Genomic DNA, 26,447 nt, shown 5'->3' with positions numbered 1-26,447 from the left:
GGTCCCGGCTCTGCGCAGCAACGCGAAAAGCGTTTGCAGCGCGTCCGGGACACGGGACCGCCCTACCCGATCACCCGCCCGAACTTGTTCGACTTCGGAAAACCCTTCGGCGGCAGGCGGCCAGCATCGGCGCGGGTGCCTTGCCACTCGGCGAGCTCCTTCATGGTCGCCGAGAATTCGCGACCCGCGGAGTCCTTCCAAGTCAGGCCCGCCTTGGCGTCGAAGACCGCAACGTCGGAGAGGCCGCCGTCCTTGTATTTCTGCAAGCGGACGCCGCGGCCGCGGGCCATCTCCGGCACCTGGTCGAGCGGGAAGATCAGCATCTTGCGGTTGTCGCCGATGACCGCGACGGTGTCGCCAAGCACCTCGGTGATCGCACGCGCCTCGTTCGGCATATCGACGTTGAGGACCTGCTTGCCCTTCTTGGTGGTGCCGACGCAATCGTCCTCGTTGACGACGAAGCCCTGCCCCTCGTGGCTCGCGACCAGGAATTTGCGTCCGCCCTTGTTGACGAACAGCGCAACGGGCGCCGCCTCCTGCTCGAGGTCGATGAACAGGCGGATCGGCTCACCATGGCCGCGGCCGCCCGGAAGTTTGGCCACGTCGAGCGAGTAGAACTTGCCGTTGGTGGCGAACAGCAGCAGCTTCGAGGTCGTCTCGGCGAAGAAGGCGAAGCCGAGCTTGTCGTCCTGCTTGAAGGCAAGCCCGGAGAGATCCTCGACATGGCCCTTCATGGTGCGGATCCAGCCCTTGTCGGAGACGACGACGGTGACCGGCTCGCGCTCGACGAAGGCCTCCTCGATCGCGGCGAGATCGTGCTCGGGCGCGTCGGCGAAGGTGGTACGGCGCTTGCCGAGCGGCGTCTTCGGTCCGAACATGTCACGGACCTTGCCGACCTGCTCGCCGACCTTCTTCCACTGCTCGGCTTCGGAGGCGAGCACGCCTTCGATGCCCTTTAGCTCCTTGCGGAGATCCCTGTCCTCGTTGCGGATCTCCATTTCCTCGAGCCTGCGCAGATTGCGCAAACGCATATTGAGGATGGCCTCCGCCTGGATCTCGGTGAGCTTGAACGCCTTGATCAGGGCCGGCTTCGGCTCGTCCTCGGTGCGGATGATCTTGATCACCTTGTCGAGGTTCAGATAGGCGACGAGATGACCGCCAAGGACTTCCAGCCGGTGCTCGATCTGCGCCTTGCGGTAGTTGCTACGGCGGATCAGCACGTCGCGCAGATGATCGAGCCATTCGCGCAAGCACTCCGCGAGCCCCACGACCTTGGGAATGCGGCCCTTGATCAGCACGTTGAGGTTCAGCGGAATCTTGCTTTCGAGCTCGGTCAGCCGGAACAGCGATTCCATCATCAGGGCGGGATCGACGTTCTTCGACTTCGGCTCGATGACGAGGCGGACGTCTTCAGCGGACTCGTCCCTGATGTCGCCGACCAGCGGCAGCTTCTTCTGGTCGAGCAGCTCGGCGATCTTCTCGACCATCCGCGACTTCTGCACCAGATACGGAATCTCGGTGACGACAACCACCCAGGTGCCGCGCGCACCCTCCTCCTGCTGCCACTTGGCACGGACACGGAACGAGCCGCGGCCCGTGGTGTAAGCCTCCGCAATCGCCTGCTTGGAATCGACGCAGATACCGCCAGTCGGGAAATCCGGGCCCTTGACCCATTTCAGCAGCGCCTTGGATTTCGCGTCGGGCTTCTCGATCAGGTGCAGCGCGGCATCGCAAAGCTCGGCGGCGTTGTGCGGCGGGATCGAGGTCGCCATGCCGACCGCGATTCCTTGCGCGCCGTTGGCGAGCAGATTAGGGAAGCCGCCCGGCAGCACGATCGGCTCTTTGGACTGGCCGTCGTAATTGGCGCGGAATTCGACGCCGTCCTCGTCGATGCCCTCGAGCAGAAGCCGCGCGACGTCGGTCATGCGCGCTTCGGTGTAGCGGTAGGCGGCGGGATTATCGCCGTCGATATTGCCGAAATTGCCCTGGCCGTCGACCAGCGGGTAGCGCGAGGAGAAATCCTGCGCAAGGCGCACCATGGCGTCGTAGATCGCCTGGTCGCCATGCGGATGGAACGAGCCCATCACGTCGCCGACGATCTTTGCGGATTTCTTGAAGGCCGTACCGGGATCGAGGCGGAGCAGGCGCATGCCGTAGAGGATGCGCCGGTGCACCGGCTTCAGGCCGTCGCGTGCGTCCGGCAGCGCACGGTGCATGATGGTGGAGAGCGCATAGGCGAGATAGCGCTCTTCCAGCGCGTCACGCAGCGGCACCTCGTGAATTTCGGCCGGTTCTTCCGGCGGAACGATTCGTTTTCCCATGCCGCCCGGTTAAACCGTGGAAGCGAATCGGGCAAGGATCGATTGGTTCGCTGGGGGCGGCCTACTGGCCGGCCCAGCCGGCTGTGACAGGCTGGGTCTTGGCTTGGCCAGGGGCTTGGACCGGCGGCGCATTGGTCACACAGCGGCGGGCGGCGTCGATTTCGGCCTCGGTCGCGCCGTGGGAGCGTGCCCATGCCTCTGCGGCCGCAGCGGAATATTTGGCCACATAGTACCGGACGACCGTGCAGGACGCCCGGCGAAATACGCCAGGTTGCGGCTCGCCGGCCATTGCATCAGGCGCAAACGCGAGCAGCGCCGCGGATAAGGCGAATCCCCTGATCAACATTTAGGCTGTCCCCATTGTGGAACCCGCGAGCCAATTCGGGCCGGCCCGATTTGGTTCCCGGGAAATCTATGCTGGCTGGCAAGGCAGAATCGCGATTTCATCATGGCGCCGGGATTGCCGCCCTCGCCTGCTGCCGCATCAAGGCGTTGATGAAGCCGGCGCGCGCGTCGGAATGGCCCTGGCCGCGCGGCTCCAGAACGTGGCGCAGCAGGAACAGACCGGTGAGCCGAAAACCGTCCAGGAGATCCTGCTCCGTGAGATCGGTCTGCACCTCGCCCTGGCGCAGGAATGGCGGCAGGCGCAGCAGCCGGTCGCGCCACGGCTCGCCGGCGCCGCGCGACACCGCGCCGCCGGATTTGGGCGAGACATAGATCAGGTCCGTGGTCTCCCCGGTCACCGCACAATTTTCCAGCGCGAGCCCAAAGCCGAGCTCGGCGAGCATCGCCAGCTCGAAATGAATGACGTGCACGGCGGCGCCGCCGATATCGTCGAAATCGTCGAGCGAATGTTCGAGCAGCGCAAAGATCGCCTCATGCGGATCGCGCTCCGGCAGCAGCCGCGCAATCGAGGCCAGATGGGTGACGCCGTAGACCCCGTGCGACGATGCCAGCAGCGTCGCTGCGCGCAGCTTCAATCCCTCGATCGCATAGGTGCCGAGATGCTCGTCGAGCCGCGCCCGCCACACCGCACTGACACTGTTCCCCGGCTGCAAAAGCGGCCGCATCCGCGAGCCGGCGCCGCCGCGGACGAGACCGAGATGGCGGCCATGCGCGCGCGTCAACAGCTCGACGATGGCGCTCGACTCGCCATGCCGCCGCACGCCCAGCACGATGCCTTCGTCGATCCATTCCATGGGAAGGAAGTGTAGCCCATTCGAGGGGCCGTAGGGTGGGCAAAGCGAAGCGTGCCCACCGATTTTGATCGATGGCCAAACTTGGTGGGCACGGCGCGCAAGGGCGCGCCTTTGCCCACTCTACGGCACCGCGTGAAACTTCACGCGTTGAACCAGCCCTGCGCATCCCCGGTGAAGGAGAAATACAGTCCCATCGTGGTCAGCGCGCAGGAGACGACTTCGATGGCGCTGTCGAGCTGCATGCCCTTCTCGCCGATGATCTGGCCGAGCGAGATCACCGACAGCACCAGGGCTGCCGCCAGCACCCAGCGCGGCCAGTTCTTGCGCCAATGCGCAGCGAGCCAAACGAAATAGACCAGCAGCAGGATCATGCCGCCGGCGAGCAGCGTCGCCGTCATGATCATCTGCTCGGTCATCTCGGCATTGGGCGTGCGGTCCTGCACCGCGACCGACAGGGCATCCAGCATCAACGATGCATAGAGCAGCGCTTCGAAGCGCCGGACGTTGCTGGGCACGCTCATCGGATACCGATCTTTTCTTGGCTATTCCTTGGGGAAGTCCAGCCCCATCTCGCGATAGCGATCGGGATCGTCGCCCCAGTTCTCGCGCACCTTGACGAACAGGAACAGATGCACCGGCACGTCCAGGATCTGCATCAGCTCCTTGCGCGAGTCCGCGCCGATCGACTTGATGGTGGCGCCGCCCTTGCCGAGCACGATCTTGCGCTGGCTTTCGCGCTCGACGAAGATCGTCTGCTCGATGCGCACCGACTTGTCCTTGCGCTCCTCCCACTTGTCGGTCTCGACCGTGGACTGGTAGGGCAATTCCTGGTGCAGCTTCTGATAGATTTTTTCGCGCGTGATCTCGGCCGCGAGCTGCCGCATCGGCGCGTCCGACATCTGGTCCTCGGGATAGAGGAATGGGCCTGGCGGCACCATTTCGGCCAGCGTCGTGCGGATGTCGTCGACGCCGTCGCCCGAGATCGCCGCAATCATGAAGGTCTTCGCGAACTTCATACGCTCGTTGGCGGCCTGCGCCAGCGCCAGCAGCTTCTCGCGCTGGACCAGATCGACCTTGTTGATCACCAGGATCTTCTCGTGGTTGACGCTGGCCGCCTTGGCGAGGATCGCCTCGGCCTCCTCGTCGATACCTGTCTTGGCATCGAGCAGCACACAGACGAGGTCGGCATCGTGCGCCCCGCTCCAGGCGGTCGAGACCATGGCGCGGTCGAGCCGACGCTTGGGCAGGAAGATGCCGGGCGTGTCGACCAGGATGATTTGCGCGTTGTTCTCGATCACGATGCCGCGAATCAGCGCGCGCGTGGTCTGCACCTTGCGCGAGACGATCGTGACCTTGGCGCCGACCAGCGCGTTGACCAGGGTGGACTTGCCGACATTCGGCGCGCCGATCAGCGCAACGAAGCCGCAGCGCGTCGCGGTGGGCGTCTCGCCGCTTGCTTCAGCCGTCATTGCCGCCGCCGACGCCTTCGCGTTCGATCATCACCGAAGCTGCCACCTTCTCTGCCGCGCGCTTGCTGCCGCCGATGCCTTCGGCCGGGGCCAATCCCGGCAGGTCCACCGCGACGCGGAACTGCGGATCGTGGTGCGGGCCGGTGCGCTCGACCTCGCGGTAGACCGGGGTCGGCAGCCCCTTCCCCTGCGCCCATTCCTGAAGCACAGTCTTGGGGTCGCGCAAGGGACGGCGCGGCTTATGCATGCGCTCGGTCCAGTTGCGCCTGACGAACTCGGCTGCCGCCGCATGGCCGCCGTCGAGGAAGATGGCGCCGATCACGGCCTCGCAGATGTCCCCGAGCACGCTCTTGCGCAGACGGGCGTCGGCGCTGGGGCCGACCGAGCCGAGCTTGATGTCGTCGACGAGGCCGAGCGATTTTGCAACGTCGGCGCAGCTCTCCTTGCGCACGAGCTCGGCAAGCCGCTTCGATAGCTCGCCCTCGTCGGCGTTCGGGAAGGCGTGGTAGAGCATGTCGGAGACGACCAGCCCGAGCACGTGGTCGCCGAGGAATTCCAGTCGCTGATAGCTGTCGCCGCGCTTGCGCCCGGACTTCAGCGCCGAGACATGCGTGATCGCCTGCATCAGGAGGTTCGGATCAGTGAAGCTGTGGCCGATGCGCGCCTCGAGCGCCGCGTTCGCATCAGTGCCTTTGGCCTTGCTGCTTCGCGACCGCTTCTTTTTCGCCGGCGTTTTGGTCGCAGCTTCGCCATCAGGGGCGCCTTGCGCCTCCGTCGGTGGGGTCGCGATGTCCTTGGCTTCGTCTTTCATCGAACGATTTTGAAGAAACGATTCCAGCGCACCGCCCACGGCCAGCGCCAGAACATCCAGGCATGCTCGCCTTCGGCGATGGAGAAGAAGATCATCTGGGCGCGGCCGATCAAATTCTCCTGCGGCACATAACCGACTTGGCCGAGGAAGCGGCTGTCGGTCGAGTTGTCGCGGTTGTCGCCCATCATGAAGAAGTGGCCCTGCGGCACCGTGTAGACGTTGGTGTTGTCCATGTAGCCGTTGTCGGCGCAGTCCAGCGTCTCGTAGGACACGCCGTTCGGCAGCGTCTCCTTCCAGCGCTTCACCCGGGAGATGCCGCCGCCTTCGGAGCCGCAGGGATCCTCGCCAACGAACTCGCTCATGCGCTGCCGCTCGACCGGGGTGTCGTTGATGTAGAGCAGACCATCCCGCATCTGGATGCGGTCGCCGGGAAGGCCGATCACGCGCTTGATGTAGTCGGTGGAATCGTCCTTGGGCAGGCGAAACACGACGATGTCGCCGCGGTTCGGATCCGAACTCCAGATCCGCCCGGAGAACAGCGGCGGGGAGAACGGGATCGAATAGTGGCTATAGCCGTAGGAATATTTCGAGACGAACAGATAGTCGCCGACCAGCAGCGTCGCCTTCATCGAGCCGGACGGGATGTTGAACGGCTGGAACAGGAACGTGCGGATCACCAGCGCGATCAGCAGAGCGTGGATCACGACCCGGATCGTTTCGCCGACGCCGCTCTCAGTTTTCGTTCCCGAAGTCACGCTCATTGCTCTCTCAATTCCGGCCGGCGGTCACAGAGCGCCCTCCTCCCGCGAACAGCCCATCGGTTCGCGGCCCAAGGAGATTGTCCTGATTCTGATAGTGAGGGCCAATTCCGGCGTAAAGCCGAATTCACCCAGCCTGATTTGCGTCGGCGGACTTTTAGACCGTTGTCGGAGACCACGCAATCAAGGATCGCATCAAAATTGCATAAGACGTTGGTATTTCAAACGAATTATGAGATTTACCGGATCCTGTCAGGACTTGGCCGGCGGGACGGCGGAAATGATGACGAAGGCCTGCGCGAGCGGCCAGTCGTCGGTGATCGAAACATCGATCCGCGCCTCGAAACCCTCCGGCGTCAGGGCCTGAAGCCGGGCCAAGGCGCCGCCGGTCAGTTGCATGGTCGGCCGTCCCCCCGGCAGGTTGACCACCCCCATGTCACGCCACCAGACGCCGCGCCTGATGCCCGTGCCGAGCGCCTTGGAGCAGGCCTCCTTGGCGGCAAAACGCTTGGCGTAGGTCGCCACCACCATCTTCTCGTTCTTGGCCCGCCGCTCCGCCTTGGCCCGCTCGGCCACGGTGAAGATGCGGTCGAGGAAGCGCTCGCCGTGGCGCTCGATCACCTTGGCGACGCGGGTGATGTCGATCAGATCCGAGCCGATGCCGATGATCATGCCCGGCTCCGGCCGCGGTCCATCGCCGTGCGCATGTTGCGCACGGTCTCGGCCAGACCCACGAACAGCGCCTCTCCGATCATGTAGTAGCCGATATTGAGTTCCATGATCTCCGGCAGGGCCGCGATCGTCTCCGCCGTCGCATAGTCGAGCCCGTGTCCGGCATGGACCTCCAGCCCGGCAGCCTTGGCCAGCTTCGCCCCCGCCACGATCCGCTGCCATTCGGCTTCGGCCTTGTCGGTGTGGCCATCGACGACGGCGTCGCACCAGGCGCCGGTGTGGATCTCGATGACAGGCGCGCGCAGCTGTGCCGCCATCTCGATCTGCGCGGGGTCGGCGGCGATGAACAGCGACACCCGGATGCCGGCATCGTTGAGCCGCGCGATGTAGGGCGCGAGCGCATTGTGCTGGCCGACGACATCCAACCCGCCCTCGGTTGTCACCTCCTGCCGGCGCTCCGGCACGAGGCACACCGCATGCGGCTTGGTGGCGAGCGAGATGCGCATCATGTCGTCGGTCGCCGCCATCTCGAAATTGAGCGGCTTGGAGATCTCGGCCTTCAGCCGCGCCATGTCCTCGTCGCGGATGTGCCGGCGATCCTCGCGCAAATGCGCCGTGATGCCGTCGGCGCCGGCCTCGATCGCCAGCAGTGCGGCGCGGACCGGATCAGGATTGCGCCCACCGCGCGCGTTACGCAGGGTTGCGACATGGTCGACATTGACGCCGAGGCGGAGCGGAAGTGCGGGCATTTGCAGGACTCACGAAATCAGGGCGATAGACGCAGACGCAAAGCGTCTATCCATTAACACGTTCGACGCGGGCGACGACCGCCTTGGCGCGCAACTGGGCGAGGATCGCGCTCAAATGCTTCAGATCGTAGACTTCGAGGTCGATCGTCGTCTCCGTGAAATCAGGTGAGCGGCGCTGCATGCTGATGTTGTCGATATTGCCGTCGTGCTCGGCGATCACCGTCGCGATCTGTGCCAGCGCGCCGGGCTCATTGACGTTCTCGACCTTGATGCGGGCCGGGAAGCGCTGCGGCGCGGAATCCTCGATGTCCCAGCGCACGTCGAGCCAGCGCTCCGGCTCCTCCTCGAAATCCTTCAGGGCCGGCGCCTGGATCGGGTAGATCGTGATGCCCTCGCCCGGCGTGACGATACCGACGATACGGTCGCCGGGCACGGCGCCGCCGTTCGGCGCGAACTTCACCGGGAGGTCGGAATTGATGCCGCGGATCGGGATCGCGACCGGGCTGCGCGGCGACTCCGACGACTTCTCCTTGAGCTTCGCGGCGAGCCCCTTCTTGGCGCCATAGCGCGCGATGCGCTCCTCCTTGTAGTCGGGATACATCGCGCGCGCGACGTGGGAGGCCTTGATCTCGCCGCGCCCGACCGCAGCCATGACGTCCTCGATCGAAGTCCGCGCCAGCCGCGGCAGCGCGCCCTTGAGCTTGTCGTCGGCGTATTCGATCTTGGCCCGCTCGAACAGGCGCTCGACGATGCGCCGGCCGAGGCCAACATACTGATCGCGCACGGCGGTGCGCGTGGCGCGACGGATCGCGGCGCGCGCCTTGCCGGTGACCGCGAGCGTCTCCCAGGCCGATGGCGGCGCCGACTGCGCCTCCGAGGTCAGCACCTCGACCTCGTCGCCGTTCTGGAGCTCCGAAGACAGCGGCGCAAACTTGCCGTTGATCTTGCAGCCGACCGCGCTATTGCCGACGTCGGTATGCACCGCATAAGCGAAGTCGATCACGTTGGCATGGCGCGGCAGCGCGATCAGCTTGCCCTTCGGGGTGAAGCAGAACACCTGGTCGTGGAACAGCTCGAGCTTGGTGTGCTCGAGGAATTCCTCGGGATTGGCACTCTCGGAGAGGATGCCGATGGTGTGGCGCAGCCAGGCGAACGCGTTGGACTCGCGCTTGAGGAACTCAGTCGGCGAGCCGACGCCTTCCTTGTAGAAGACGTGCGCGGCGATGCCGCGCTCGGCGATCTGGTCCATCGCCTCGGTACGGATCTGGAGCTCGACGCGCTGGTTGCCGGGGCCGATCACGGTGGTGTGGATCGAGCGGTAGTCGTTCTGCTTCGGCGTCGAGATGTAGTCCTTGAAACGTCCCGGCACGACCGGCCAGGTGGTGTGGACGATGCCGAGCGCGCGATAGCACGCCTCGATGTCGCTCACGACGAGACGAAAGCCGAAGATGTCGGACAATTGCTCGAAGCCGACCGACTTGCGCTCCATCTTGGTCCAGATCGAGAACGGCTTCTTGCGCCGGCCATAGACCCGCGCGCCCAGCCCGCGGTGGCGCAGATTGTTGGAGAGCTGGTCCTCGATCTCGCCGATCAGATTGCGGTTACGCTCGGCGAGCGCGTCGAGCCGCTGCATCACCACCGAATAGGCCTCGGGATCGAGGGTGCGGAAGGACAAATCCTCCAGTTCCTCGCGCATTTCCTGCATGCCCATGCGGCCGGCCAGCGGGGCATAGATGTCGAGCGTCTCCTCGGCAATGCGCCTGCGCGATTCCGTCGGCACGAAGTCCAGCGTGCGCATGTTGTGCAGGCGGTCGGCGAGCTTGACCAGAAGCACGCGGACATCGTCGGCAATGGCCAGCAGCAATTTGCGCAGGTTCTCGGCCTGCTTGGCCTCCCGCGACACCAGCTCCAGCCGCTTCAGCTTGGTCAGGCCCTCGACCAGCGCGCCGATCTCGGGCCCGAAGATCTGGTCGATCTCGGCCCGCGTCGCTTCGGTGTCCTCGATGGTGTCGTGCAGCAGCGCGGCCACGATGGTGGCGTCGTCGAGCTTGAGGTCGGTGAGAATCGCTGCCACTTCGAGCGGGTGCGAGAAATAGGGGTCGCCCGAGGCGCGGGTCTGCGAACCGTGCGCCTTCATCGCATAGACATAGGCGCGGTTGAGCAGGTCCTCGTTGGTGTTGGGGTTGTAGGACCTGACGCGCTCGACGAGGTCATATTGACGCATCATGCGTGCGCGTGGCTTCGCCGGGCGCGGCACCGGCGCAGTCGGGGCCACGGCAACCGATTCGGTTGCGGCCTGCATCTGCATTGGTTTCCAGCGCCGATACACCATGCCGTCCTGCCTTCAAACGGACCCGGAGGCGGGCCGTTGTATACATCTTAACGCTGATCCCGGGCGCGTCCGATCAATTCGGTGACAGGGCGCGGCGCGAACCGACAACGCTATGGTAACCACGAAAACACCAACAAAAGCAAAGGCCCGAACAACGGTTCGGGCCTTGATAAGATCACAAGAGGTCGATGATTACGACGGGACGATCTACTCGTCCTCCTCCGGCTGTTCCTCGGGCGGCGCGAGGCCTTCGAGACCCTTCAGGAGCTCCTCTTCGGTCATGCGTTCGACGGCGACCTCAGTATCATCCGCATCGACGCTCGCACCCGCGGAACCGATCAGCGGTACCGTATCGGGCTCGGGCTCGTCGACCTCGACGAACTTCTGGAGCGAGTGCACCAGCTCCTCGCGGAGGTCCTCCGGCGAAATGGTGGTCTCGGCAATTTCGCGCAAAGACACAACGGGGTTCTTGTCGTTATCGCGGTCAACCGTTAGTTGTGAACCGGACGAAATCATGCGGGCACGGTGGGCGGCCAGCAGGACCAGGTCAAAGCGGTTGTCGACCTTGTCGATACAATCTTCTACGGTGACGCGAGCCATGGCCTGTCGCTCCGTTGTGGGTGGGACGAAATATGTGGATGATCGGGGCTAGTTATAGGGACCGGGCCGATTTCGCAAGGCCAATTTGTGATTTGGCCTCGCCAAACGGCTCTGGTACCCCCACATTAGGGCTGGGATGGGTGATTTGCCGGGCTGCCATCGAAGTTAGCGCCGGGCGTGTGGACCGCCATAACTATACCTTGATTGCCCCGACTTCTCCGGATTTGCGGTTTCGACGGGTTTCGACGGCGCCTCAAGACCTGCGCGGCTCGCTGCCGCCGCGCCAACAATAAACGATCAATCACGAGCACTACGCGAGCAAACTGAATGTCACTTTCTCCTACCAACAAGATCGCGCTCTTCATCGACGGGGCCAATCTCTACGCGACGGCGAAAACTCTGGGCTTCGACATCGATTACAAGCGCCTGCTGAAGGAGTTTCAGAGCCGCGGGACGCTGCTTCGGGCGTTCTACTACACCGCCATCATCGAGGATCAGGAATACTCCTCGATTCGCCCGCTGATCGACTGGCTCGACTACAACGGCTACACCGTCGTCACCAAGGCGACCAAGGAATTCATCGACGCCTCCGGCCGCCGCAAGGTCAAGGGCAACATGGACATCGAGCTTGCCGTCGACGCCATGGAGCTCGCCGAGCATATCGACCAGATGGTGCTGTTCTCGGGTGACGGCGACTTCCGCTCCCTGGTCGAGGCCGTCCAGCGCCGCGGCGTGCGGGTCACCGTGGTCTCCACCATCGCCAGCCAGCCACCGATGATCGCCGACGAACTGCGCCGCCAGGCCGACGTCTTCACCGACCTCGTCGAGCTGCAATCCAAGCTCGGCCGCGACCCGTCGGAACGGCCCGCCCCACGGGACCGCGGCGAGCGCGAGGGACGCCACCACGCTCCGCAATTCCTCCAGCGCGCAACCACGATGGCGCCGAGGGGCGATGACGACTTCGAGGAGTGAGGCGGCCCGGTCAAGCCGCCAGCCTTCCAGCGTCGTTCCCGACCGTGACTGCCCGCTCTGTCCGCGTCTGGTCGCCTTTCGCGACGCCAACCGCGCGCGCGAGCCATCGTGGCACAATGCACCGGTTGCGCCCTTCGGTGACATCAAGGCGCGCCTCTTGATCGTGGGCCTTGCGCCGGGGATGCAGGGAGCCAACCGCACCGGCCGTCCCTTCACCGGCGACTATGCCGGTGATCTCCTCTACGCGACGCTGGTCGAATATGGATTTGCCAAGGGCACCTATCAGGCGCGCCCCGATGACGGCCTGAAGCTGATCGATTGCCGGATCGCCAACGCAGTGCATTGCCTGCCGCCGCAGAACAAGCCGCTTCCGATCGAGATCACCACCTGCCGCCAGTTCCTTGCGGCGAATCTCGCGACCATGCCGAACCTGCGCGCGATCGTCGCGCTCGGGCGGATTGCGCACGACAGCGTGCTCAAGCCGCTGAACCTGAAGGGCTCGCAAGCCCCCTTCAGCCATGGCGCCGTGCACCAGGCCGGCGCGTTCAAGCTCTACGACAGCTACCACTGCTCCCGCTACAACACGAACACCGGCGTGCTGACGCCCGACATGTTCCGGTCCGTGTTCGCGAAGGTGAAGGCCGATCTCGACTAGAGCCTTATGCAGTTGGGCCGGTCGCTTGTCCGGGGTTCACCTCTCCCCGACGACGGGGAGAGGTCGGATTGCGCCTGACGATGCGGAGCATCGTCCGGTGCAATCCGGGTGAGGGGCCGCGGCATCCAGTGAGACCTGATCCCCTCATCCGTATCGCATCTTCGATGCGATCCGACCTCTCCCTACGGGAGAGGTGAACCCTCGGCTCGCATCGATTCAACCGACCACGGCTCATCCCACCTTAGCTAGCGATCTAGCCCTTGGCGGGATTGGCCTTCAGCCAGTCCAGCACATCGCCGGCATTCCGGTCGGGCGGAAACACCGGGTAGAACACATGCGTGATCCTGGCGTCGTCGATGATCAGCGCAAGCCGCTTGATCAGCGTCAGGCCAGCTACCTCCATCGTCGGCAAATTCAGGGCGCGCGTCAGCGCCAGCTTCTCGTCCGAGAGCACTGGGAACGGCAGATGCAGCCGCGAGGCCATCTCGATCTGGTAGTCGTTGCTCTGGGTCGAGAGACCGAACACGTGTGAGGCGCCAGCCGTCTTCAGCTCGGCAAACAGATCGCGGAACGCGCAAGTCTGCGGGGTGCAGCCGCGCGCGCCCGGGATCATGTCCCAATCGTCGACCAGCGCAATCTTGCCGGGTTCGCCGGTGCGGGGATAGGCGAACACGACGGTACGGCCGCGCAGCGCCGACAGCGTGACTGACCTGTCGTCCGTCGCGAGCAGGCCGATCGGCGGCAACGTCATGCCCTTCAGATGGACGGCGCCACCGTCGTCGGCGGGCGCGGGAATCCGGCTCCAATCGACCTCGAGCAGGTTCCTCTGGGTCATCCCGCTATCCCCTCGCCCGCATCAGGCGGCCCTTCTCGCGGCTCCAGTCGCGCTTCTTCTCGGATTCGCGCTTATCGTGCAGCTTCTTGCCCTTGGCAACCGCCAGCTGCAATTTGGCGCGACCGCGTTCGTTGAAGTAGAGCTTGAGCGGGATCAGCGTCATGCCCTCGCGGTCGACCGCGCCCATCAGCTTGTTGATCTGCCGGCGGTGAAGCAGCAGTTTTCGCGGCCGTTTGGGCTCGTGATTGAAGCGGTTGCCCTGGAGATATTCGGGAATGGTGGCGTTGATCAGCCAGATCTCGCCGTTCTTCGAGTCGGCATAGGATTCCGCGATCGTGCTCTTGCCGTTGCGGATCGACTTGACCTCGGTGCCGGTCAGCGCAATGCCCGCCTCGATCGTATCCTCGATGGCGTAGTTGAAGCGGGCCTTGCGATTCTCCGCCATGACCTTGATCGGACGTTCGTTCTTATCGGCCATCGCAGACAAACCTGATCAAGATGCGCACGGATTCTAACAGTTCGGATGAAGCGCGCGCGTCAAGACTTCTTGAGGAGATCACGGATCTCGGTCAGCAGCTCGACCTCGGCCGACGGCTTCGGCGGCGCCGCAGGCGCGGCCTGCTCCTTCTTCAGTCGGCTCATCACCCGGATCGCCAGGAACAGCACGAAGGCGATGATGATGAAGTTGATCGTCAGCGTGAGGAAGTTGCCCCAGGCCAGCACGGCGCCTTGCTTTTTCGCTTCAACCAAATTGGTGGCGGTGACCGCCTTCGACAAGGGGGTGAAGTAGTTTGAGAAGTCGAGCCCGCCGGTAGCGGCGCCGATGATCGGCATGATCACGTCGCCGACCAGCGAATTGACGATGGCGCCGAAGGCCGCACCGATGATGACGGCGACCGCGAGGTCGACGACGTTGCCCTTCATGGCGAACTCGCGGAACTCCTTGAGCATCTGCATGCTCTTCTCCTCGACGCTCATGAAACGCTCCCCAAACGCCAATGCATCAGTTGATGAGGCCGGCGTGCACCATTGCGCTGCGCACGGCGACGCGTGTCGGCTCGGAGACCGGCACCATCGGCAGCCGCAGCGTCTCGTCCAGCTTGCCGAGCAGCGACATCGCGTACTTGATCGGCGCCGGATTGCTCTCGATGAAGAGGTTGTTGTGCAGCGGCATCAACTTGTCGTGCAGCTTCAGGGCGGTGGCGTGGTCGCCCTTCTGCCAGGCCACGTGGAACTCCGAGCACAGGCGCGGCGCGACGTTCGAGGTCACCGAGATGCAGCCATGGCCGCCATGGGCCATGTAGCCGAGGATGGTCGCGTCCTCCCCCGACAGCTGGTTGAAGTCCTCACCCATCGCCGCGCGCTGCTGCGACACGCGGACCATGCTGGCGGTGGCGTCCTTGACGCCGGCGATGTTCTTCAGCTCCCACAGCCGCTTCATGGTGTCGACCGACATGTCGATCACCGAGCGCGGCGGGATGTTGTAGATGATGATCGGGATGCCGATCGCATCGTTGATCGCCTTGAAGTGCTGATACATGCCTTCCTGGGTCGGCTTGTTGTAGTAAGGCGTCACGATCAGCACGGCGTCCGCGCCCGCCTTCTCGGCGTGCTGAGAGAGCTCGATCGCCTCCTTGGTCGAGTTGGAGCCGGCACCCGCGATGACAGGCACGCGGCCCTTGGCTTCAGCGATGCACCATTCGACGACCTTCTTATGCTCGTCATGGCTGAGCGTCGGGCTCTCGCCGGTGGTGCCGACCGGCACCAGGCCGTTGGTGCCTTCTGAGATCTGCCAATTGACCAGGGAGCGGAACGCCGCCTCGTCCAGCGAGCCGTTCTTGAACGGCGTGACCAAGGCGGTGAACGACCCCCGGAATTTCGTCTTGGCTGCCATGGACTTCCTCCGTACGCGGCGATCTCTTGAGCAAGCCTCATACATATCGGGTCTATCCCGCCGGTAAAAGGCCCGCCGCCGTGTGACGCACCGTTTAGGCCGCGATTTTGCCGCGGTGATGGTGCAAATCGGCCCGAGGTAAGCGGCTGTTGGTATTTTGTCCGCATATTCAATCGATACAGCTAGATTTTGGGCCACTTGACTGATTCGGGGCGACGAAACGCCGTGACCTCCTTTCCTCGTGCCGCATGGCGATCCACCGGTCTGGTCGTATGCCTGATGGCAGGGTTGTCCGTCGGTTGTGCCGCCTTGGCCAAGTCCAGTGACAAGTCCAACGAGACGACCGCGGACGAGGCTAAGAACTCCCCTAAGCCAGCCGCCAAGGATTCGTCCAAGGGAACCGGCAAGGAAACTTCAAAGGATACGGGCGCCAACAAGGGCGCCAGCAAGGGCGCGGCCAGCGCCCCGGCCAAGGATGCCGCGAAGAAATCTGCCAAGGACGCTGAGAAGGACGCTGGGAAGAACGCCGGCAAGGAACCCGCGAAAGACAAGCCCGAGCCCGCGGCAGCAACCAAGCCCGCGGCAGCAACCAAGCCGGCGGCAGCATCCAAGCCCGCGGCAGCATCCAAGCCCGCGGCAGCATCCAAGCCTGCGGCAGCGGCCGCCGCGGCAACATCAAAACCGACCGCCAACGGCGCGCCGTCCAAGCCCGCGCCCGCCCCGACTTCGACGGCCACCGTCAGACCCACCGCCCCGGCCGCCGCCAGACCGTCCGCAGCTCCCGTGCTGGCTCCTGCGACCCGCCAGCATGCAGCGCCGCGCAAGCCGGTCATACCGGCCGCGGTCGCCGCCACATCGTCGACGTCGCAGGCCGACAAGGACACGCTGGAAAACGTCATCGAGCTCGTGCGCAAGCGCAAGGCGGGCGACGCCACCAATTATGCAGCTTCGATCTCGGATCCCGTCGCGCGAAAGCTGGCGGAATGGATCATCCTGCGCAGCGAGGACAATGGCGCGACCGTGGAGCGCTACCGCGCCTTCCTATCCGCCAATCCGAGCTGGCCGTCGCAGACCTTCCTGCGCCGCCGGCTCGAGGCTGCGATGTGGGACGACAGGCGCGACGATTCAGTTGCGTGGTCGTGGTTCGAGAATGAGTTCCCGATCTCCGCCAAGGGCCGCTTCACGCTTGCCAAGGCGATGCTGGCGCGCGGCGACCGCGCCAACGCCGAGCGGCTGGTGCGCGAGGCCTGGCGCAGCGATCCGATGTCGGAGGACACTGAGAACAACGCGCTCGACCAGTTCGGCGCCCTGCTGACGGCGGGCGATCAGAAGGCGCGGATGGACACCCTGCTCTACGGCAGCGAGAACGAAGCCGCGTTGCGCGCCGCCAAGCGCCTCGGCGCCGGCTATGTCGCGCTCGCCAAGGCTCGCATCGCTGCCGTCAAGAAGGCGCCGAATGCGCGCGCGCTGCTCGATGCCGTGCCGCGCGAGCTGCACAGCGATCCAGGCTTCATCTTCAGCAAGATCCAGCTCCTGCGCCGCGAGGAGAAGTTTGCCGAAGCGGCGCAGCTCATGCTCTCGGCGCCGAAGGATCCGAACCGGCTCCACAATCTCGACGAATGGTGGATCGAGCGGCGCCTCCTGGCGCGCAAGATGATCGACACCGAGGAATTCCGCAGCGCCTATCTGATCGCGCGCGATGCCGCCCTGCCCTCGCGCGACATCTACAAGACCGAACAGGAATTCACCGCAGGCTGGATCGCGCTGCGCTTCCTCAACGATCCCGCGACCGCCGCCCAGCATTTTGCCCGCATCGGCGTGGGCAGCGTCAACCCGACCACGCTGGCGCGCGCCGGCTATTGGCAGGGCCGCGCCGCGGAAGCGATGGGGCGCCAGCAGGAGGCGCGCAACGCCTATGCCCGCGCCGCCGAGCAGTCGACCAGCTATTACGGCCAGCTCGCGCGCGCAAAGCTCGGCCTGCCCCAGATCGAGCTCAACAATCCGCCGCGCGGACGCGGCGCCGAACGGCTCGAGATCGTGCGCGCCGCGCAACTGCTCTACGAGCTCGACGAGCGCGAGCTCGCGGTGCCCATGCTCGCCGACATGGGCGAGAACGGCGATCCCGAAGCGCTTGCCGGCCTCGGCGAGCTCACCCAGCGCTACAGCGACGCGCGCGGCATGCTGCTGCTGGGCAAGGCCGCGCTCAATCGCGGCCTGCCGTTCGACTTCTACGCCTATCCCGTCAACGGCATTCCGCAGTTCACGCCGATCGGCCCCCAGGTCGAGCGCAGCATCGTCTATGCGATCGCACGGCAGGAGAGCGCATTCAATCCGTCGGTGGTCTCGCCGGCGCAGGCCTATGGGCTGATGCAGGTGACGCCGGACGCCGCGCGCTACGTCTGCAAACGCCACGGCGCGACCTACGACCTGTCCCGGCTGAAGAACGATTCGGTCTACAACGCCACGCTCGGCTCGGCCGAGCTCGGCGGACTGCTCGAGGATTATCGCGGCTCCTACATCATGACGTTTGCCGCCTACAATGCCGGCCGCGGCAGCGTGAGGAAGTGGGTCGAGCGCTACGGCGATCCGCGCGACCCCAAGGTCGACGCGGTCGATTGGGTCGAGCTGATTCCGTTCTCCGAGACGCGCAACTACGTGCAGCGGATCATGGAGAACCTTCAGGTCTACCGCGCCCGCTTCGGCGGCGGCACGCGGCTGCAGATCGAAGCCGATTTGCGCCGCGGCACCGGCAGCGTGGAATAGCAACACCCTCGCCCGATCGCTGCCGGGAGCATCGGTGGCAAGCGATGCCGTCAGGCCTTAAGTCTCCGACGGACGGACTGCGCAGTCACGCGACCTTCTGGCGCCCTTCCCGAGACGCGCCTCGATCGAGGTCTGCAAGGTCGCTTGCCACATCGACGAGCTCACCATTGTCGGCAAGGCTGGATCGGCGGGTCGCTTTGCAAGACGGACCGGTCAGCGACAGCCTGCCCATGCCTCGCCACGGACGGGCATGCGGGCCGCGCGGTCATCCCTCTCTCGCAGCGGCTTCAATCAGGTCTCGGCGAACGATCGATCAACGGAACGCGCGACGCCAACTCTGGCCGTCATGACCCGAGGCGAGAACAAGCCGGCAAAAAGAAAAGCCCCGGCGGTTTCCCGCCGGGGCTCTCTGTCAGGTCGCTAGACCAAACTTACCAGTTGCGCTGAGCGCGGAGCAGCAGGGTGATGCTGTCCTGATCCTTCAGCTCATACACTGCGGTCGGCTTGGCCGTGTTAGCGGCCGGGCTGAGGATGGCAGTGCCGGAATACTTCTGATCCAGATGGGTCCAGTTCAGGTCAGCCGAGAACGTCAGGTTCTTGACCGGGGTCCAACGGGTGATGATACCGATCTGACCGATCGCGAAGTCAGGGTTACAACCCGTCACACCCACGAGGCCGCCGAACACGCCACCGGTGCCAGTCGCGCCGCAGAGCGTGGTCTTGGCGAGCGTGCCGAACTGGGCCTGAGCGTAAGCACCGTAAAGCGCGGTGTTCCAGTAGGGATCCCAGTTGTGGGTGTAAGCACCACGGAAGCCCCAGGTCTTGACCGTCTCCTGCGAGCTGCCCGTGATGAACACGGTGTCAGGAGCATTGGCGAAGCCGACGCTCTGATAGGCGATGCCCGAGCTGCCGTACATCTGGTAGGAGCTGCCCGCCAGGTTTTGGAAGTTGTAGCGGGTCGCGCCGTCGGTGTAGACGCCCTGGATGTTGATCGTGTCACCCGCACCGGTCGGGATGTTCTTGATCGACAGAGCGAGCTGAACCGCCCAACCCCACTTGTCGTCGGGGTGGCCAGTGGTCTCGGTAGCGCCGTAGTAGGCAACGTGGTTGTCATGCGCAGCAACCGACGCCTGGAAGAGGCCCCAGGCCTGGTCGACACGGACCATACCGACGAGGTTCGGAGAGCGCGAACCGCCGATGGCGTTCGAGCCATACGCACCGCCAACCATGCCAGCGGCAGTCGCGCCGGTCATGTTGAGGTTGCCGGCCTGATAGTAAGCCGTCGCGTCTTCCGCCGAGAACGCCGCCGTCACGCCCTGACCGAAGTCAGCGGTGTAGGTGAACTGGTTGACGCCAGTGACCGTGCCGCTGCCGCCGACGAGGCTGTCGATGTTGTTGCCGGGATAGTTGGTCCAGGGCGCGTCGAACTGCGACACGGCCTTACCCATCGTGAAGCCGGCGAACTGGATGAAGGCGTAGTACACGCCGAGCGAACCGCCCGAGGTGCCGCCGTCCGTCGGATTGATGGTGGTGTTACCAGCCGTCGTGAAGGTGGCGGCGGTCGTACCCGTGGCCGAGCCGGTGCCGACGTAGCCGGCGGTGGTCCAGGAGAACGTCGCATCGAAGAACGTGCGGACGACGCCGTATTCGGTGGCGGTGCGCGTGTCGATGTTGAGATCTTCACGAGCGCGCGCGGTGTAGTAGTTGCTCAGGCGGTTGTGCATGCCGGCGGGAGCGCCGTTCGCAATGCCGTAGACGCTGTTGGTGCCCAGCGCGACTTCGGCGCGCAGGTAGCCACCCAGCTTGATGCAGGTGTCAGTGCCGGGGATGTAGTAGAATCCTGCACCGTACAGGGAGCAGATCTTCACGTATTCGACCGCCTTGGCCTTCACGGGCAGATCGGCTGCCTGTGCTCCGCCCACGGCGATCAGACCCGCCGCTGAGCCGAGCAAAAGGCTCTTAACCAACTTCATGTTAAACCTCCAAGTTGCTCTTCAGGGAAGGTCACTGACCGGACGGCCAATTCCCCAACCCCCTCTAAATCACCGCTTTCGGCTCCTTCGCGTCTTCGGACACACCCGCATGAACGCGAGGGACTTAAGCGAATGACCTAAACGGGACGACCTTGGGATGCCCCCCTCCGTCGCTCAGTCACAATTACCGAACGTCCTTGCACACACAACAAAAGAACGCTCCGAAGCGGGCCTATGAGACGTGTTTTCCGACGGGTGTTGCACAAATAACACGTAGATGTGATCGCGGCACGCCCGCAACACTTTGTTTTTATTGATCTTTTCAGAGAGGTTCCGCTTGCCGTCAAAATTCCGCACCTAAGGCGCGGCGGGCGGAGGCCGGGATGTGGCGACCCAGGCGCGCTCGAATCGTAGAATCGGACGAGACTCAAGCACCTCCGAATCTCGCTCAGCCCAACGGTCATCGATGGCGGCGAAACGGCCTTGGCCACGACAGGCGAGGCCAAATCTCGACCAAGTCAGCTCTCTCTATGTGTGGTGCGGGGGTATCTATGTCCGGGCCAGCTTGGCTGGCGGAGACGGAGGGATTCGAACCCTCGATAGGCCTTTACAAGCCTATAACGGTTTAGCAAACCGCCGCCTTCAGCCACTCGGCCACGTCTCCAATACGCCGGGTATGCCCGACACGGCGGCGGGCCGCAAGCGGCAGAATTGAGGGCGGCGGGTTCTTTTCACCTGAAAGCTGACGAGCGGCCGGCGGCGCAAGCCTCGCGCACGGATCCTCGCGGCGAGTTCCTGCGATTCGCACTGACCTTATATATGCGTGCGCGCGTCTAGCGGCTGGATCGCCAGATCCGCCAGTGCGAGGGCGATATCAGCACCGCCTCGCCCGCCCAGACGTTGAACCAGACGCCGGACCTGCGCCGGCATGGAAAAGTCCAGGGCAAAATGCCCGTCTTGTGGAACCGTCCGAGTTCCAGATCGCAGTCGTCGGGCGCGATCTGAATCGGAAGCCATCGGCCATTGTTTGGCCCATTCTGGTCGGGGTCGCTCATACCGTGCGGATCTAGGGGACCGCACGACGAGGGAATTTGATCCAGCGCAACCGAGCTCACCCGTGGAAACACGGATACGGATGCGATTCTCAGTTCAGTGGGCGAAGACCCACGCCCTCGCCTCGCGCTGCGCGGCCGAGATCTCGGCGTCCGACATCTGCCCGGCGACTTCCTGGCGCAGCGCGACGGCGTCCTTGCGGCCCTTCAGCGCGGCGAGGTTGAACCATTTATGCGCGGCGACGAGATCGACGAGGCCGGAGCGGCCACTCGCCCAATAGATGCCGCGCTCGAACAGCACATCCGAGAGCGCGCTCGTGTCGATCGGCGTCGCGGTCTCCAGATCGAAAGTCCCCTGAAACATGTCGCATCCCCTTTTTTCTTATGCCGTCTCGTTCCCCCGAGCGCGGCTCCCGTCCAACTCTGATGTGCATGACCCTTCCCGGGATCGTGCACTGTTCAACTCATCCCCATTGCCGTTTGCCGGCTTGTTGGAGGCGATGATGGCGGGCAAATTTGAATGGCAGTTTAAGTATCGCGATGAAGCAGACGTAAACGCGAGCGCGCGGTGCCTGCGCAGGGAATTCAAAAAGTCCCTGACTTGCAGGTACTTCTGCAATTCGTCAGATTCGGTTTACCTTGGGATTTTGGGAGAACGGTAACCATCGCGCGCGGTGGCGGATGTCCTGCGGTTACGATTTGTAGGAGCGGATCGCTGTGGTGGCCGCGCCCGCCCTGTCATCTCCCCGCCACCGGGTCTCGCCTCCGGCGAGCCCGATGACAGGCTCCGGCGGGAATGCGGTACGCCGCGGCGGATCTACTCAACCACCGCCGTCTCGGAGAATTGGATCGCCCGGTCGAGCGGCGCGATGACACCGCGAACGGAGAAGCGGCGTGCGAACAGCGTGCAATCAGGCCGCAGCCCTAGCCCTGCCCCAAGGCAGTGCGAGCAAGGCGCGCGGCCGCGTCGCGGTCAGATCAGCAATGTCGGGGAAAGGAATGCCGGCAATACCCCGGCCTCAAGAGAACGAGGGCGTCGGCGAACACGTCAGGACCAGATTCCACGTTGGCCCGAAGGCCGCTTGTGAAATTGCGGAGCCCTTTGAGGAGAACCGCACCGAACGAAGAAAACTTGTTTCTTCTGCCGGACCGCGAAAGAGAACGATCCGACCGTTGACCTGATGTCTCGCCGACACCCTCTATCGTCGACCAGAACCTTTAGGAGGCGCTGATGACGTGCCGGCTATCTGGAGCCGGCAACTTCAGAAGCGAAGTTACTTCTTCTTCTTCGCGACCTTGCGGGTCTTCTTCGCAGTCTTCTTCACTGCGCTCTTCGCCTTCTTCGCCTTCTTCGCTTTCTTGGCCATGTTGCCCTCCGATGTGTGAGATGGCTTTAATCGCTGCGTGCACTCGGGGATCGAATGCACTTCATCCCGAATACACCAACACGAAGAAAAAAACAGCGTCTCGCTTAAAGAAGTGTTGACGGCGCAACGCGCGTGCGCTTGGCGAGCGCGATGCAAGCGCACTGCATCACCTGTGCTTGCGATCGCAGAGAGTGGGCGCATCGTCGGCGTTTGCGACGGATGCGATTGCAGAAAAACACTATGCAGCAAGTATTTTTCGGCGCGCACGCATCGCGCATGAGCAACGCGATGATGAGCGTCGCGAGTCGCGCGATCGCCTCGCGAAGGCGTTTCGCGGACTCTGAGTCGCGACTTTTGGCAACGAAAAAATTTTCATGCTTAACGGCGCGAACGCTCGCCTGAGCGTGTGCAAGCCGCCGTTTTGTGCGAATCGCGCGCCGGCGATTCGGCCGCCGCATCACCGTCGATCGGGATGAAGTTTGCCGCCGAGGATGCGCGCGAGCGCCGCACCAAGAGCGGAAAGCGAGGTGACGAAGCGTGTCCGTCACCTCGTTCAAACGCGCGAGGCTAGACGCCGAGCTTGGACTTGAGCAGCTCGTTGACGCTCTGCGGGTTGGCCTTGCCGCCGGACGCCTTCATCACTTGGCCGACGAACCAGCCGAGCGACTGCGGCTTGTCCTTGACCTGCGCGGCCTTGTCGGGATTGGCCGCGATGATGTCGTCGACAACCTTTTCGATCGCCGAGAGGTCGGTGACCTGCTTCATGCCGCGGCTTTCCACCAGCGCGCGGGGATCGCCGCCCTCCTGCCAGACGATCTCGAACAGATCCTTGGCGATCTTGCCTGAGATCGTGCCCTCGCCGATCAGGTCGATGATCCCTGAGAGCTGCTCGGCGTTGACGGGAGAGTCCGTAATACCCCGGCCTTCCTTGTTGAGACGGCCAAACAGCTCGTTGATCACCCAGTTCGCCGCCATCTTGCCGTCGCGCGCGCGGCTCGCGAGCTTGTCGAGCACCGTCTCGTAGAACACTGCGCTCTCGCGCTCGGCGACCAGCACGCTCGCATCATAGGCCGACAGGCCGAAGTCGGCGACGAAGCGCGTCTTCTTCTGATCCGGCAGCTCGGGGAGCTCAGCCTTCAGATCGTCGACGAACGCCTGGCTGAACTCCAGCGGCAGCAGGTCGGGATCGGGGAAGTAGCGGTAGTCATGCGCCTCTTCCTTGGACCGCATCGAGCGCGTCTCGCCCTTGTTGGGGTCATAGAGCCGCGTTTCCTGGTCGATCGCCCCGCCATCCTCCAGAATTTCGATCTGACGCCGCGCCTCGTACTCGATCGCCTGGCCGATGAAGTTGATCGAGTTCATGTTCTTGATTTCGCAGCGGGTGCCGAGCGGTCCGCCGGGCTTGCGCACTGAGACGTTGACGTCGGCGCGCAAGCTTCCTTTCTCCATGTCGCCGTCGCAGGTGCCGAGATAGCGCAGGATCGAGCGCAGCTTGGTCACATAGGCCTTGGCCTGCTCGGCATCGCGGATGTCGGGCTTGGAGACGATCTCCATCAGCGCCACGCCGCAGCGGTTGAGGTCGACATTGGACATGGTCGGCGACCGGTCGTGCAGCAACTTGCCGGCGTCCTGCTCCAGATGCAGCCGCTCGATGCCGACGGTGACGCTGCGGCCGCCGTCGAGCTCGACCAGCACCTCGCCCTCACCGACGACCGGCGACTTGTACTGGCTGATCTGGTAGCCCTGCGGCGAGTCCGGATAGAAATAGTTCTTGCGGTCGAACACCGAACGCAGATTGATCTTCGCGTTGAGGCCGAGACCGGTCCGGACAGCCTGTCTGACGCATTCCTCGTTGATGACGGGCAGCATGCCGGGCATGGCGGCGTCGACGAGCGACACGTGGCTGTTCGGCTCCCCGCCGAACGCGGTCGAGGCGGCCGAGAAAAGTTTCGAGTTCGAGGTCACCTGGGCATGGATCTCCATGCCGATGACCATCTCCCAATCGCCGGTGGCGCCCTTGAGAAGCTTGTGCGTGGCCGTGCTCATGTCTTGCTCCCCAGCAGCGTGGCCGCGATGCGCTGCCACTCTGCTTCCAATGAATCCTTTGCTGCGGGCTGGCCGGCCTGGCGGTACCAATAGCCGGCATTGCCGAGATCGCCTTCGACGCGGTGCAGGTAGGCGTGCACCCAAGCAGCCTCACGGCTGCTCTCGTCCTGGACGATCTTGTGCGCGCGGTCCCAGTCGCCTTTGGCCGCCCACCAAAGTCCGGCGAGCGGCGCGTTCAATTCCGGCGCAGGCGCCGCGCCGTCGAGGCTCGCGATGAACGCCGCGACATTCACCACCACCTCGCGGGCGTGAAGCGGCCGGCGGCCTGCTCGATCACCTCGCCGAGCGAGAACAGCGTCTCCTCGTCGAAGGGACGGCCGATCAGTTGCAAGCCCAGCGGAAGGCCCTGCGCGTCCTTGCCGGCGGGCACGGCGATGCCGGGCAGGCCCGCCATGTTCACGGTCACCGTGAAGATGTCGTTGAGGTACATCTCGACAGGATCGGCGCCGCCCTTCTCGCCGATGCCGAAGGCCGCCGACGGCGTCGCTGGCGTCAGGATGGCATCCACGCCCTTTGCGAAGCAGTCCTCAAAATCCTTCTTGATCAGCGTGCGCACCTTCTGGGCGCGCAAATAGTACGCGTCGTAATAGCCGGCTGAGAGCACATAGGTGCCGATCATGACGCGGCGCTTCACCTCTGCGCCAAAACCTTCGGCGCGGGTGTTTTCGTAGAGTTCGATGATGTTCCTACCCTGCTCGCGCAGGCCGTAGCGGACACCGTCATAGCGCGCGAGGTTGGAGGAGGCCTCCGCCGGCGCCACGATGTAATAGGCCGGCAGAGCATATTTGGTGTGCGGCAGCGACACCTCGACGAGCTCGACGCCGGCGCTCCTGAGCCAGGCCGCGCCCGCTTCCCAAAGTTTTTCGATCTCCGCCGGCATGCCGTCGAGGCGATACTCCCGGGGGATGCCGATCTTCATGCCCTTCACGGACTTGCCGATCGCGGCCTCGTAATCCGGCACCGGGATGTCGACCGAGGTCGTGTCCTTCGGGTCATGGCCCGCCATGGAGCGCAGCAGCATCGCGCTATCGCGCACGCTGCGCGCGATCGGACCGGCCTGGTCGAGCGAGGAGGCAAAGGCGACGATGCCCCAGCGCGAGCAGCGGCCATAGGTCGGTTTGATGCCGACGGTCGCGGTGAACGCCGCCGGCTGGCGGATCGAGCCGCCGGTGTCGGTCGCGGTCGCGCCCATGCAGAGCAGCGCCGCCACGGCCGACGCCGAACCACCGGACGAGCCGCCCGGCACCAGCGTCGTGTTCGAGCCGTCGCGCCGCCAGGGATTGCCGACCGGGCCGAAGCACGAGGTCTCGTTCGACGAGCCCATCGCGAACTCATCATTGTTGAGCTTGCCGAGCATCACCGCGCCGTCGCGCCAGAGCTGCGAGGTCACGGTGGACTCATAGGTCGGCACGAAATTGCCGAGGATCTTCGAGCAGGCCGTGGTGCGCACGCCCCTGGTCGCGAACAGATCCTTGATGCCGAGCGGGATGCCGGCGAGCGGACCGGCGTCACCCTTGGCGATCCTGGCGTCCGCCTCGCGCGCCATGCTGCGCGCCTGGTCCGGCGTCTCCATGACGAAGGCATTGAGCACGCGCGCGGCTTCGATCGCGGAAAGATGCGCGTCGGTCAGCTCGAGCGACGTGAAGGTCTTGGCCGCGAGGCCCTTGCGGGCCTCGGCGAGCGTCAGCGATGTCAAATCGGTCATTTATTGATCGGGCTGCAGAAGAACGGAGACAGGGTCTTGTCGTTGGCCGGGTCGTCTTTTTTGGCGGCGGCTTTCGCAGCGGCCTCGATCTCGTCGAGCACGGCATTGACGGCCACATTGGGATCGGCAGCCTTGCCCTGCCGCTCCATCTTGTCGAGATAGTTCATATAGGCCTGATAGGCCTTCTCATCGTCGCATAACAGGCACATCGGAC

Annotated in this window: 24 protein-coding genes and 1 tRNA gene; 3 read left to right on the top strand and 22 right to left on the bottom strand. The window is 64.3% G+C overall.

The window, feature by feature from the left end; genetic code table 11:
* Nucleotides 1-62 precede the first annotated feature (62 nt).
* The 11 genes from parC to rpoZ all read right to left on the bottom strand — a co-directional run bounded on the left by parC (nt 63) and on the right by rpoZ (nt 10,911).
* Nucleotides 63-2,321 (bottom strand): DNA topoisomerase IV subunit A, encoded by a 2,259-nt coding sequence (parC, locus tag ACR9YP_RS22125; protein ID WP_091893230.1) that lies wholly within the window; start codon nt 2,319-2,321, stop codon nt 63-65.
* Between the two features lie 61 nt (nt 2,322-2,382).
* Nucleotides 2,383-2,667 carry a hypothetical protein gene (locus ACR9YP_RS22120; protein WP_474217063.1) on the bottom strand — a complete coding sequence of 95 codons (285 nt, stop codon included), beginning with the start codon at nt 2,665-2,667 and terminating at the stop codon, nt 2,383-2,385.
* Nucleotides 2,668-2,767: 100 nt separating this feature from the next.
* Nucleotides 2,768-3,520, bottom strand: a complete 753-nt coding sequence (gene recO, locus ACR9YP_RS22115; RefSeq protein WP_370985897.1) for a DNA repair protein RecO — start codon at nt 3,518-3,520, stop codon at nt 2,768-2,770.
* A 140-nt stretch (nt 3,521-3,660) separates the two neighbouring features.
* Entirely contained in the window at nt 3,661-4,041 is a 381-nt protein-coding gene (locus tag ACR9YP_RS22110) for a hypothetical protein (protein ID WP_474217062.1), read from the bottom strand.
* A gap of 21 nt (nt 4,042-4,062) precedes the next feature.
* Nucleotides 4,063-4,989 (bottom strand): GTPase Era, encoded by a 927-nt coding sequence (gene era, locus ACR9YP_RS22105; RefSeq protein WP_474217061.1) that lies wholly within the window; start codon nt 4,987-4,989, stop codon nt 4,063-4,065.
* Nucleotides 4,979-5,800 carry a ribonuclease III gene (rnc, locus tag ACR9YP_RS22100; RefSeq protein ID WP_474217060.1) on the bottom strand — a complete coding sequence of 274 codons (822 nt, stop codon included), beginning with the start codon at nt 5,798-5,800 and terminating at the stop codon, nt 4,979-4,981. The genes era and rnc overlap by 11 nt, the downstream gene beginning before the upstream one ends.
* Nucleotides 5,797-6,561: a signal peptidase I gene (gene lepB, locus ACR9YP_RS22095; RefSeq protein ID WP_091893218.1), complete on the bottom strand. Its 765-nt coding sequence runs from the start codon at nt 6,559-6,561 to the stop codon at nt 5,797-5,799. Before lepB ends, rnc begins: the two co-directional genes overlap by 4 nt.
* 249 nt (nt 6,562-6,810) lie before the next feature.
* Nucleotides 6,811-7,230: a holo-ACP synthase gene (gene acpS / locus ACR9YP_RS22090; protein WP_474217059.1), complete on the bottom strand. Its 420-nt coding sequence runs from the start codon at nt 7,228-7,230 to the stop codon at nt 6,811-6,813.
* Nucleotides 7,227-7,979, bottom strand: a complete 753-nt coding sequence (locus ACR9YP_RS22085) for a pyridoxine 5'-phosphate synthase (RefSeq protein WP_370985893.1) — start codon at nt 7,977-7,979, stop codon at nt 7,227-7,229. Before ACR9YP_RS22085 ends, acpS begins: the two co-directional genes overlap by 4 nt.
* A gap of 46 nt (nt 7,980-8,025) precedes the next feature.
* Complete coding sequence (locus ACR9YP_RS22080; RefSeq protein WP_091893214.1) at nt 8,026-10,311, bottom strand: RelA/SpoT family protein; 2,286 nt, start codon at nt 10,309-10,311, stop codon at nt 8,026-8,028.
* 207 nt (nt 10,312-10,518) lie between these two features.
* A complete protein-coding gene (rpoZ, locus tag ACR9YP_RS22075; RefSeq protein WP_007603391.1) occupies nt 10,519-10,911 on the bottom strand; it encodes a DNA-directed RNA polymerase subunit omega in 393 nt (130 codons plus the stop codon).
* Nucleotides 10,912-11,238: 327 nt separating this feature from the next.
* Here rpoZ and ACR9YP_RS22070 point away from each other — a divergent pair, with 327 nt between their 5' ends.
* A complete protein-coding gene (locus ACR9YP_RS22070; RefSeq protein WP_128933338.1) occupies nt 11,239-11,883 on the top strand; it encodes a LabA-like NYN domain-containing protein in 645 nt (214 codons plus the stop codon).
* Nucleotides 11,864-12,538 carry a uracil-DNA glycosylase gene (locus tag ACR9YP_RS22065; protein WP_474217057.1) on the top strand — a complete coding sequence of 225 codons (675 nt, stop codon included), beginning with the start codon at nt 11,864-11,866 and terminating at the stop codon, nt 12,536-12,538. Before ACR9YP_RS22070 ends, ACR9YP_RS22065 begins: the two co-directional genes overlap by 20 nt.
* Before the next feature lie 253 nt (nt 12,539-12,791).
* On the opposite strand, the gene ACR9YP_RS22060 is transcribed toward ACR9YP_RS22065, so the two are convergent.
* From ACR9YP_RS22060 to dapA, 4 genes are read right to left on the bottom strand one after another with little or no spacing between them, the layout of a single operon-like run.
* Complete coding sequence (locus ACR9YP_RS22060; protein ID WP_474217056.1) at nt 12,792-13,373, bottom strand: peroxiredoxin; 582 nt, start codon at nt 13,371-13,373, stop codon at nt 12,792-12,794.
* A 4-nt stretch (nt 13,374-13,377) separates the two neighbouring features.
* Nucleotides 13,378-13,851, bottom strand: coding sequence for an SsrA-binding protein SmpB (gene smpB / locus ACR9YP_RS22055; RefSeq protein ID WP_024341117.1), 474 nt, complete (start codon nt 13,849-13,851; stop codon nt 13,378-13,380).
* A 59-nt stretch (nt 13,852-13,910) separates the two neighbouring features.
* Nucleotides 13,911-14,324: a large conductance mechanosensitive channel protein MscL gene (gene mscL, locus ACR9YP_RS22050; protein WP_091899100.1), complete on the bottom strand. Its 414-nt coding sequence runs from the start codon at nt 14,322-14,324 to the stop codon at nt 13,911-13,913.
* 52 nt (nt 14,325-14,376) lie between these two features.
* Nucleotides 14,377-15,267, bottom strand: coding sequence for a 4-hydroxy-tetrahydrodipicolinate synthase (gene dapA, locus ACR9YP_RS22045; RefSeq protein WP_474217055.1), 891 nt, complete (start codon nt 15,265-15,267; stop codon nt 14,377-14,379).
* Between the two features lie 279 nt (nt 15,268-15,546).
* Between dapA and ACR9YP_RS22040 the strand changes: the two genes are divergently transcribed.
* A complete protein-coding gene (locus tag ACR9YP_RS22040; RefSeq protein WP_474217054.1) occupies nt 15,547-18,030 on the top strand; it encodes a lytic transglycosylase domain-containing protein in 2,484 nt (827 codons plus the stop codon).
* Between the two features lie 431 nt (nt 18,031-18,461).
* Here ACR9YP_RS22040 and ACR9YP_RS22035 read toward each other — a convergent pair whose 3' ends face one another.
* From ACR9YP_RS22035 to ACR9YP_RS22005, 7 genes are all read right to left on the bottom strand, one after another.
* Nucleotides 18,462-20,003, bottom strand: coding sequence for a porin (locus tag ACR9YP_RS22035; protein ID WP_474217053.1), 1,542 nt, complete (start codon nt 20,001-20,003; stop codon nt 18,462-18,464).
* A gap of 570 nt (nt 20,004-20,573) precedes the next feature.
* A tRNA-Ser gene (locus ACR9YP_RS22030) sits at nt 20,574-20,667 on the bottom strand.
* A gap of 485 nt (nt 20,668-21,152) precedes the next feature.
* Nucleotides 21,153-21,419 (bottom strand): hypothetical protein, encoded by a 267-nt coding sequence (locus ACR9YP_RS22025; protein ID WP_474217052.1) that lies wholly within the window; start codon nt 21,417-21,419, stop codon nt 21,153-21,155.
* Nucleotides 21,420-22,989: 1,570 nt separating this feature from the next.
* Complete coding sequence (gene gatB / locus ACR9YP_RS22020; protein WP_474217051.1) at nt 22,990-24,468, bottom strand: Asp-tRNA(Asn)/Glu-tRNA(Gln) amidotransferase subunit GatB; 1,479 nt, start codon at nt 24,466-24,468, stop codon at nt 22,990-22,992.
* Nucleotides 24,465-24,767 (bottom strand): hypothetical protein, encoded by a 303-nt coding sequence (locus ACR9YP_RS22015; protein WP_474217050.1) that lies wholly within the window; start codon nt 24,765-24,767, stop codon nt 24,465-24,467. The genes gatB and ACR9YP_RS22015 overlap by 4 nt, the downstream gene beginning before the upstream one ends.
* A complete protein-coding gene (gene gatA, locus ACR9YP_RS22010) occupies nt 24,758-26,233 on the bottom strand; it encodes an Asp-tRNA(Asn)/Glu-tRNA(Gln) amidotransferase subunit GatA (RefSeq protein WP_474217049.1) in 1,476 nt (491 codons plus the stop codon). The genes ACR9YP_RS22015 and gatA overlap by 10 nt, the downstream gene beginning before the upstream one ends.
* Nucleotides 26,230-26,442 (bottom strand): hypothetical protein, encoded by a 213-nt coding sequence (locus tag ACR9YP_RS22005; RefSeq protein ID WP_027547180.1) that lies wholly within the window; start codon nt 26,440-26,442, stop codon nt 26,230-26,232. The genes gatA and ACR9YP_RS22005 overlap by 4 nt, the downstream gene beginning before the upstream one ends.
* Nucleotides 26,443-26,447 lie beyond the last annotated feature (5 nt).

Source organism: Bradyrhizobium sp. BR14999 (genome assembly GCF_056106085.1).
Note: the sequence above shows the minus strand (reverse complement) of the source record. Positions and strands in the feature narration are given on the sequence as shown.

Coding starts and splice junctions, on each gene's coding strand:
- ACR9YP_RS22120 (WP_474217063.1), bottom strand. CDS start 2,667: ATGTTGATCAGGGGATTCGCCTTATCCGCGGCGCTGCTCGCGTTTGCG.
- rpoZ (WP_007603391.1), bottom strand. CDS start 10,911: ATGGCTCGCGTCACCGTAGAAGATTGTATCGACAAGGTCGACAACCGC.
- rnc (WP_474217060.1), bottom strand. CDS start 5,800: ATGAAAGACGAAGCCAAGGACATCGCGACCCCACCGACGGAGGCGCAA.
- ACR9YP_RS22035 (WP_474217053.1), bottom strand. CDS start 20,003: ATGAAGTTGGTTAAGAGCCTTTTGCTCGGCTCAGCGGCGGGTCTGATC.
- gatA (WP_474217049.1), bottom strand. CDS start 26,233: ATGACCGATTTGACATCGCTGACGCTCGCCGAGGCCCGCAAGGGCCTC.
- lepB (WP_091893218.1), bottom strand. CDS start 6,561: ATGAGCGTGACTTCGGGAACGAAAACTGAGAGCGGCGTCGGCGAAACG.
- ACR9YP_RS22040 (WP_474217054.1), top strand. CDS start 15,547: ATGGCAGGGTTGTCCGTCGGTTGTGCCGCCTTGGCCAAGTCCAGTGAC.
- smpB (WP_024341117.1), bottom strand. CDS start 13,851: ATGGCCGATAAGAACGAACGTCCGATCAAGGTCATGGCGGAGAATCGC.
- ACR9YP_RS22070 (WP_128933338.1), top strand. CDS start 11,239: ATGTCACTTTCTCCTACCAACAAGATCGCGCTCTTCATCGACGGGGCC.
- ACR9YP_RS22060 (WP_474217056.1), bottom strand. CDS start 13,373: ATGACCCAGAGGAACCTGCTCGAGGTCGATTGGAGCCGGATTCCCGCG.
- ACR9YP_RS22025 (WP_474217052.1), bottom strand. CDS start 21,419: ATGTTTCAGGGGACTTTCGATCTGGAGACCGCGACGCCGATCGACACG.
- ACR9YP_RS22110 (WP_474217062.1), bottom strand. CDS start 4,041: ATGAGCGTGCCCAGCAACGTCCGGCGCTTCGAAGCGCTGCTCTATGCA.
- ACR9YP_RS22065 (WP_474217057.1), top strand. CDS start 11,864: ATGACGACTTCGAGGAGTGAGGCGGCCCGGTCAAGCCGCCAGCCTTCC.
- ACR9YP_RS22085 (WP_370985893.1), bottom strand. CDS start 7,979: ATGCCCGCACTTCCGCTCCGCCTCGGCGTCAATGTCGACCATGTCGCA.
- ACR9YP_RS22005 (WP_027547180.1), bottom strand. CDS start 26,442: ATGTGCCTGTTATGCGACGATGAGAAGGCCTATCAGGCCTATATGAAC.
- era (WP_474217061.1), bottom strand. CDS start 4,989: ATGACGGCTGAAGCAAGCGGCGAGACGCCCACCGCGACGCGCTGCGGC.
- acpS (WP_474217059.1), bottom strand. CDS start 7,230: ATGATCATCGGCATCGGCTCGGATCTGATCGACATCACCCGCGTCGCC.
- gatB (WP_474217051.1), bottom strand. CDS start 24,468: ATGAGCACGGCCACGCACAAGCTTCTCAAGGGCGCCACCGGCGATTGG.
- parC (WP_091893230.1), bottom strand. CDS start 2,321: ATGGGAAAACGAATCGTTCCGCCGGAAGAACCGGCCGAAATTCACGAG.
- recO (WP_370985897.1), bottom strand. CDS start 3,520: ATGGAATGGATCGACGAAGGCATCGTGCTGGGCGTGCGGCGGCATGGC.
- ACR9YP_RS22080 (WP_091893214.1), bottom strand. CDS start 10,311: ATGGTGTATCGGCGCTGGAAACCAATGCAGATGCAGGCCGCAACCGAA.
- mscL (WP_091899100.1), bottom strand. CDS start 14,324: ATGCTCAAGGAGTTCCGCGAGTTCGCCATGAAGGGCAACGTCGTCGAC.
- dapA (WP_474217055.1), bottom strand. CDS start 15,267: ATGGCAGCCAAGACGAAATTCCGGGGGTCGTTCACCGCCTTGGTCACG.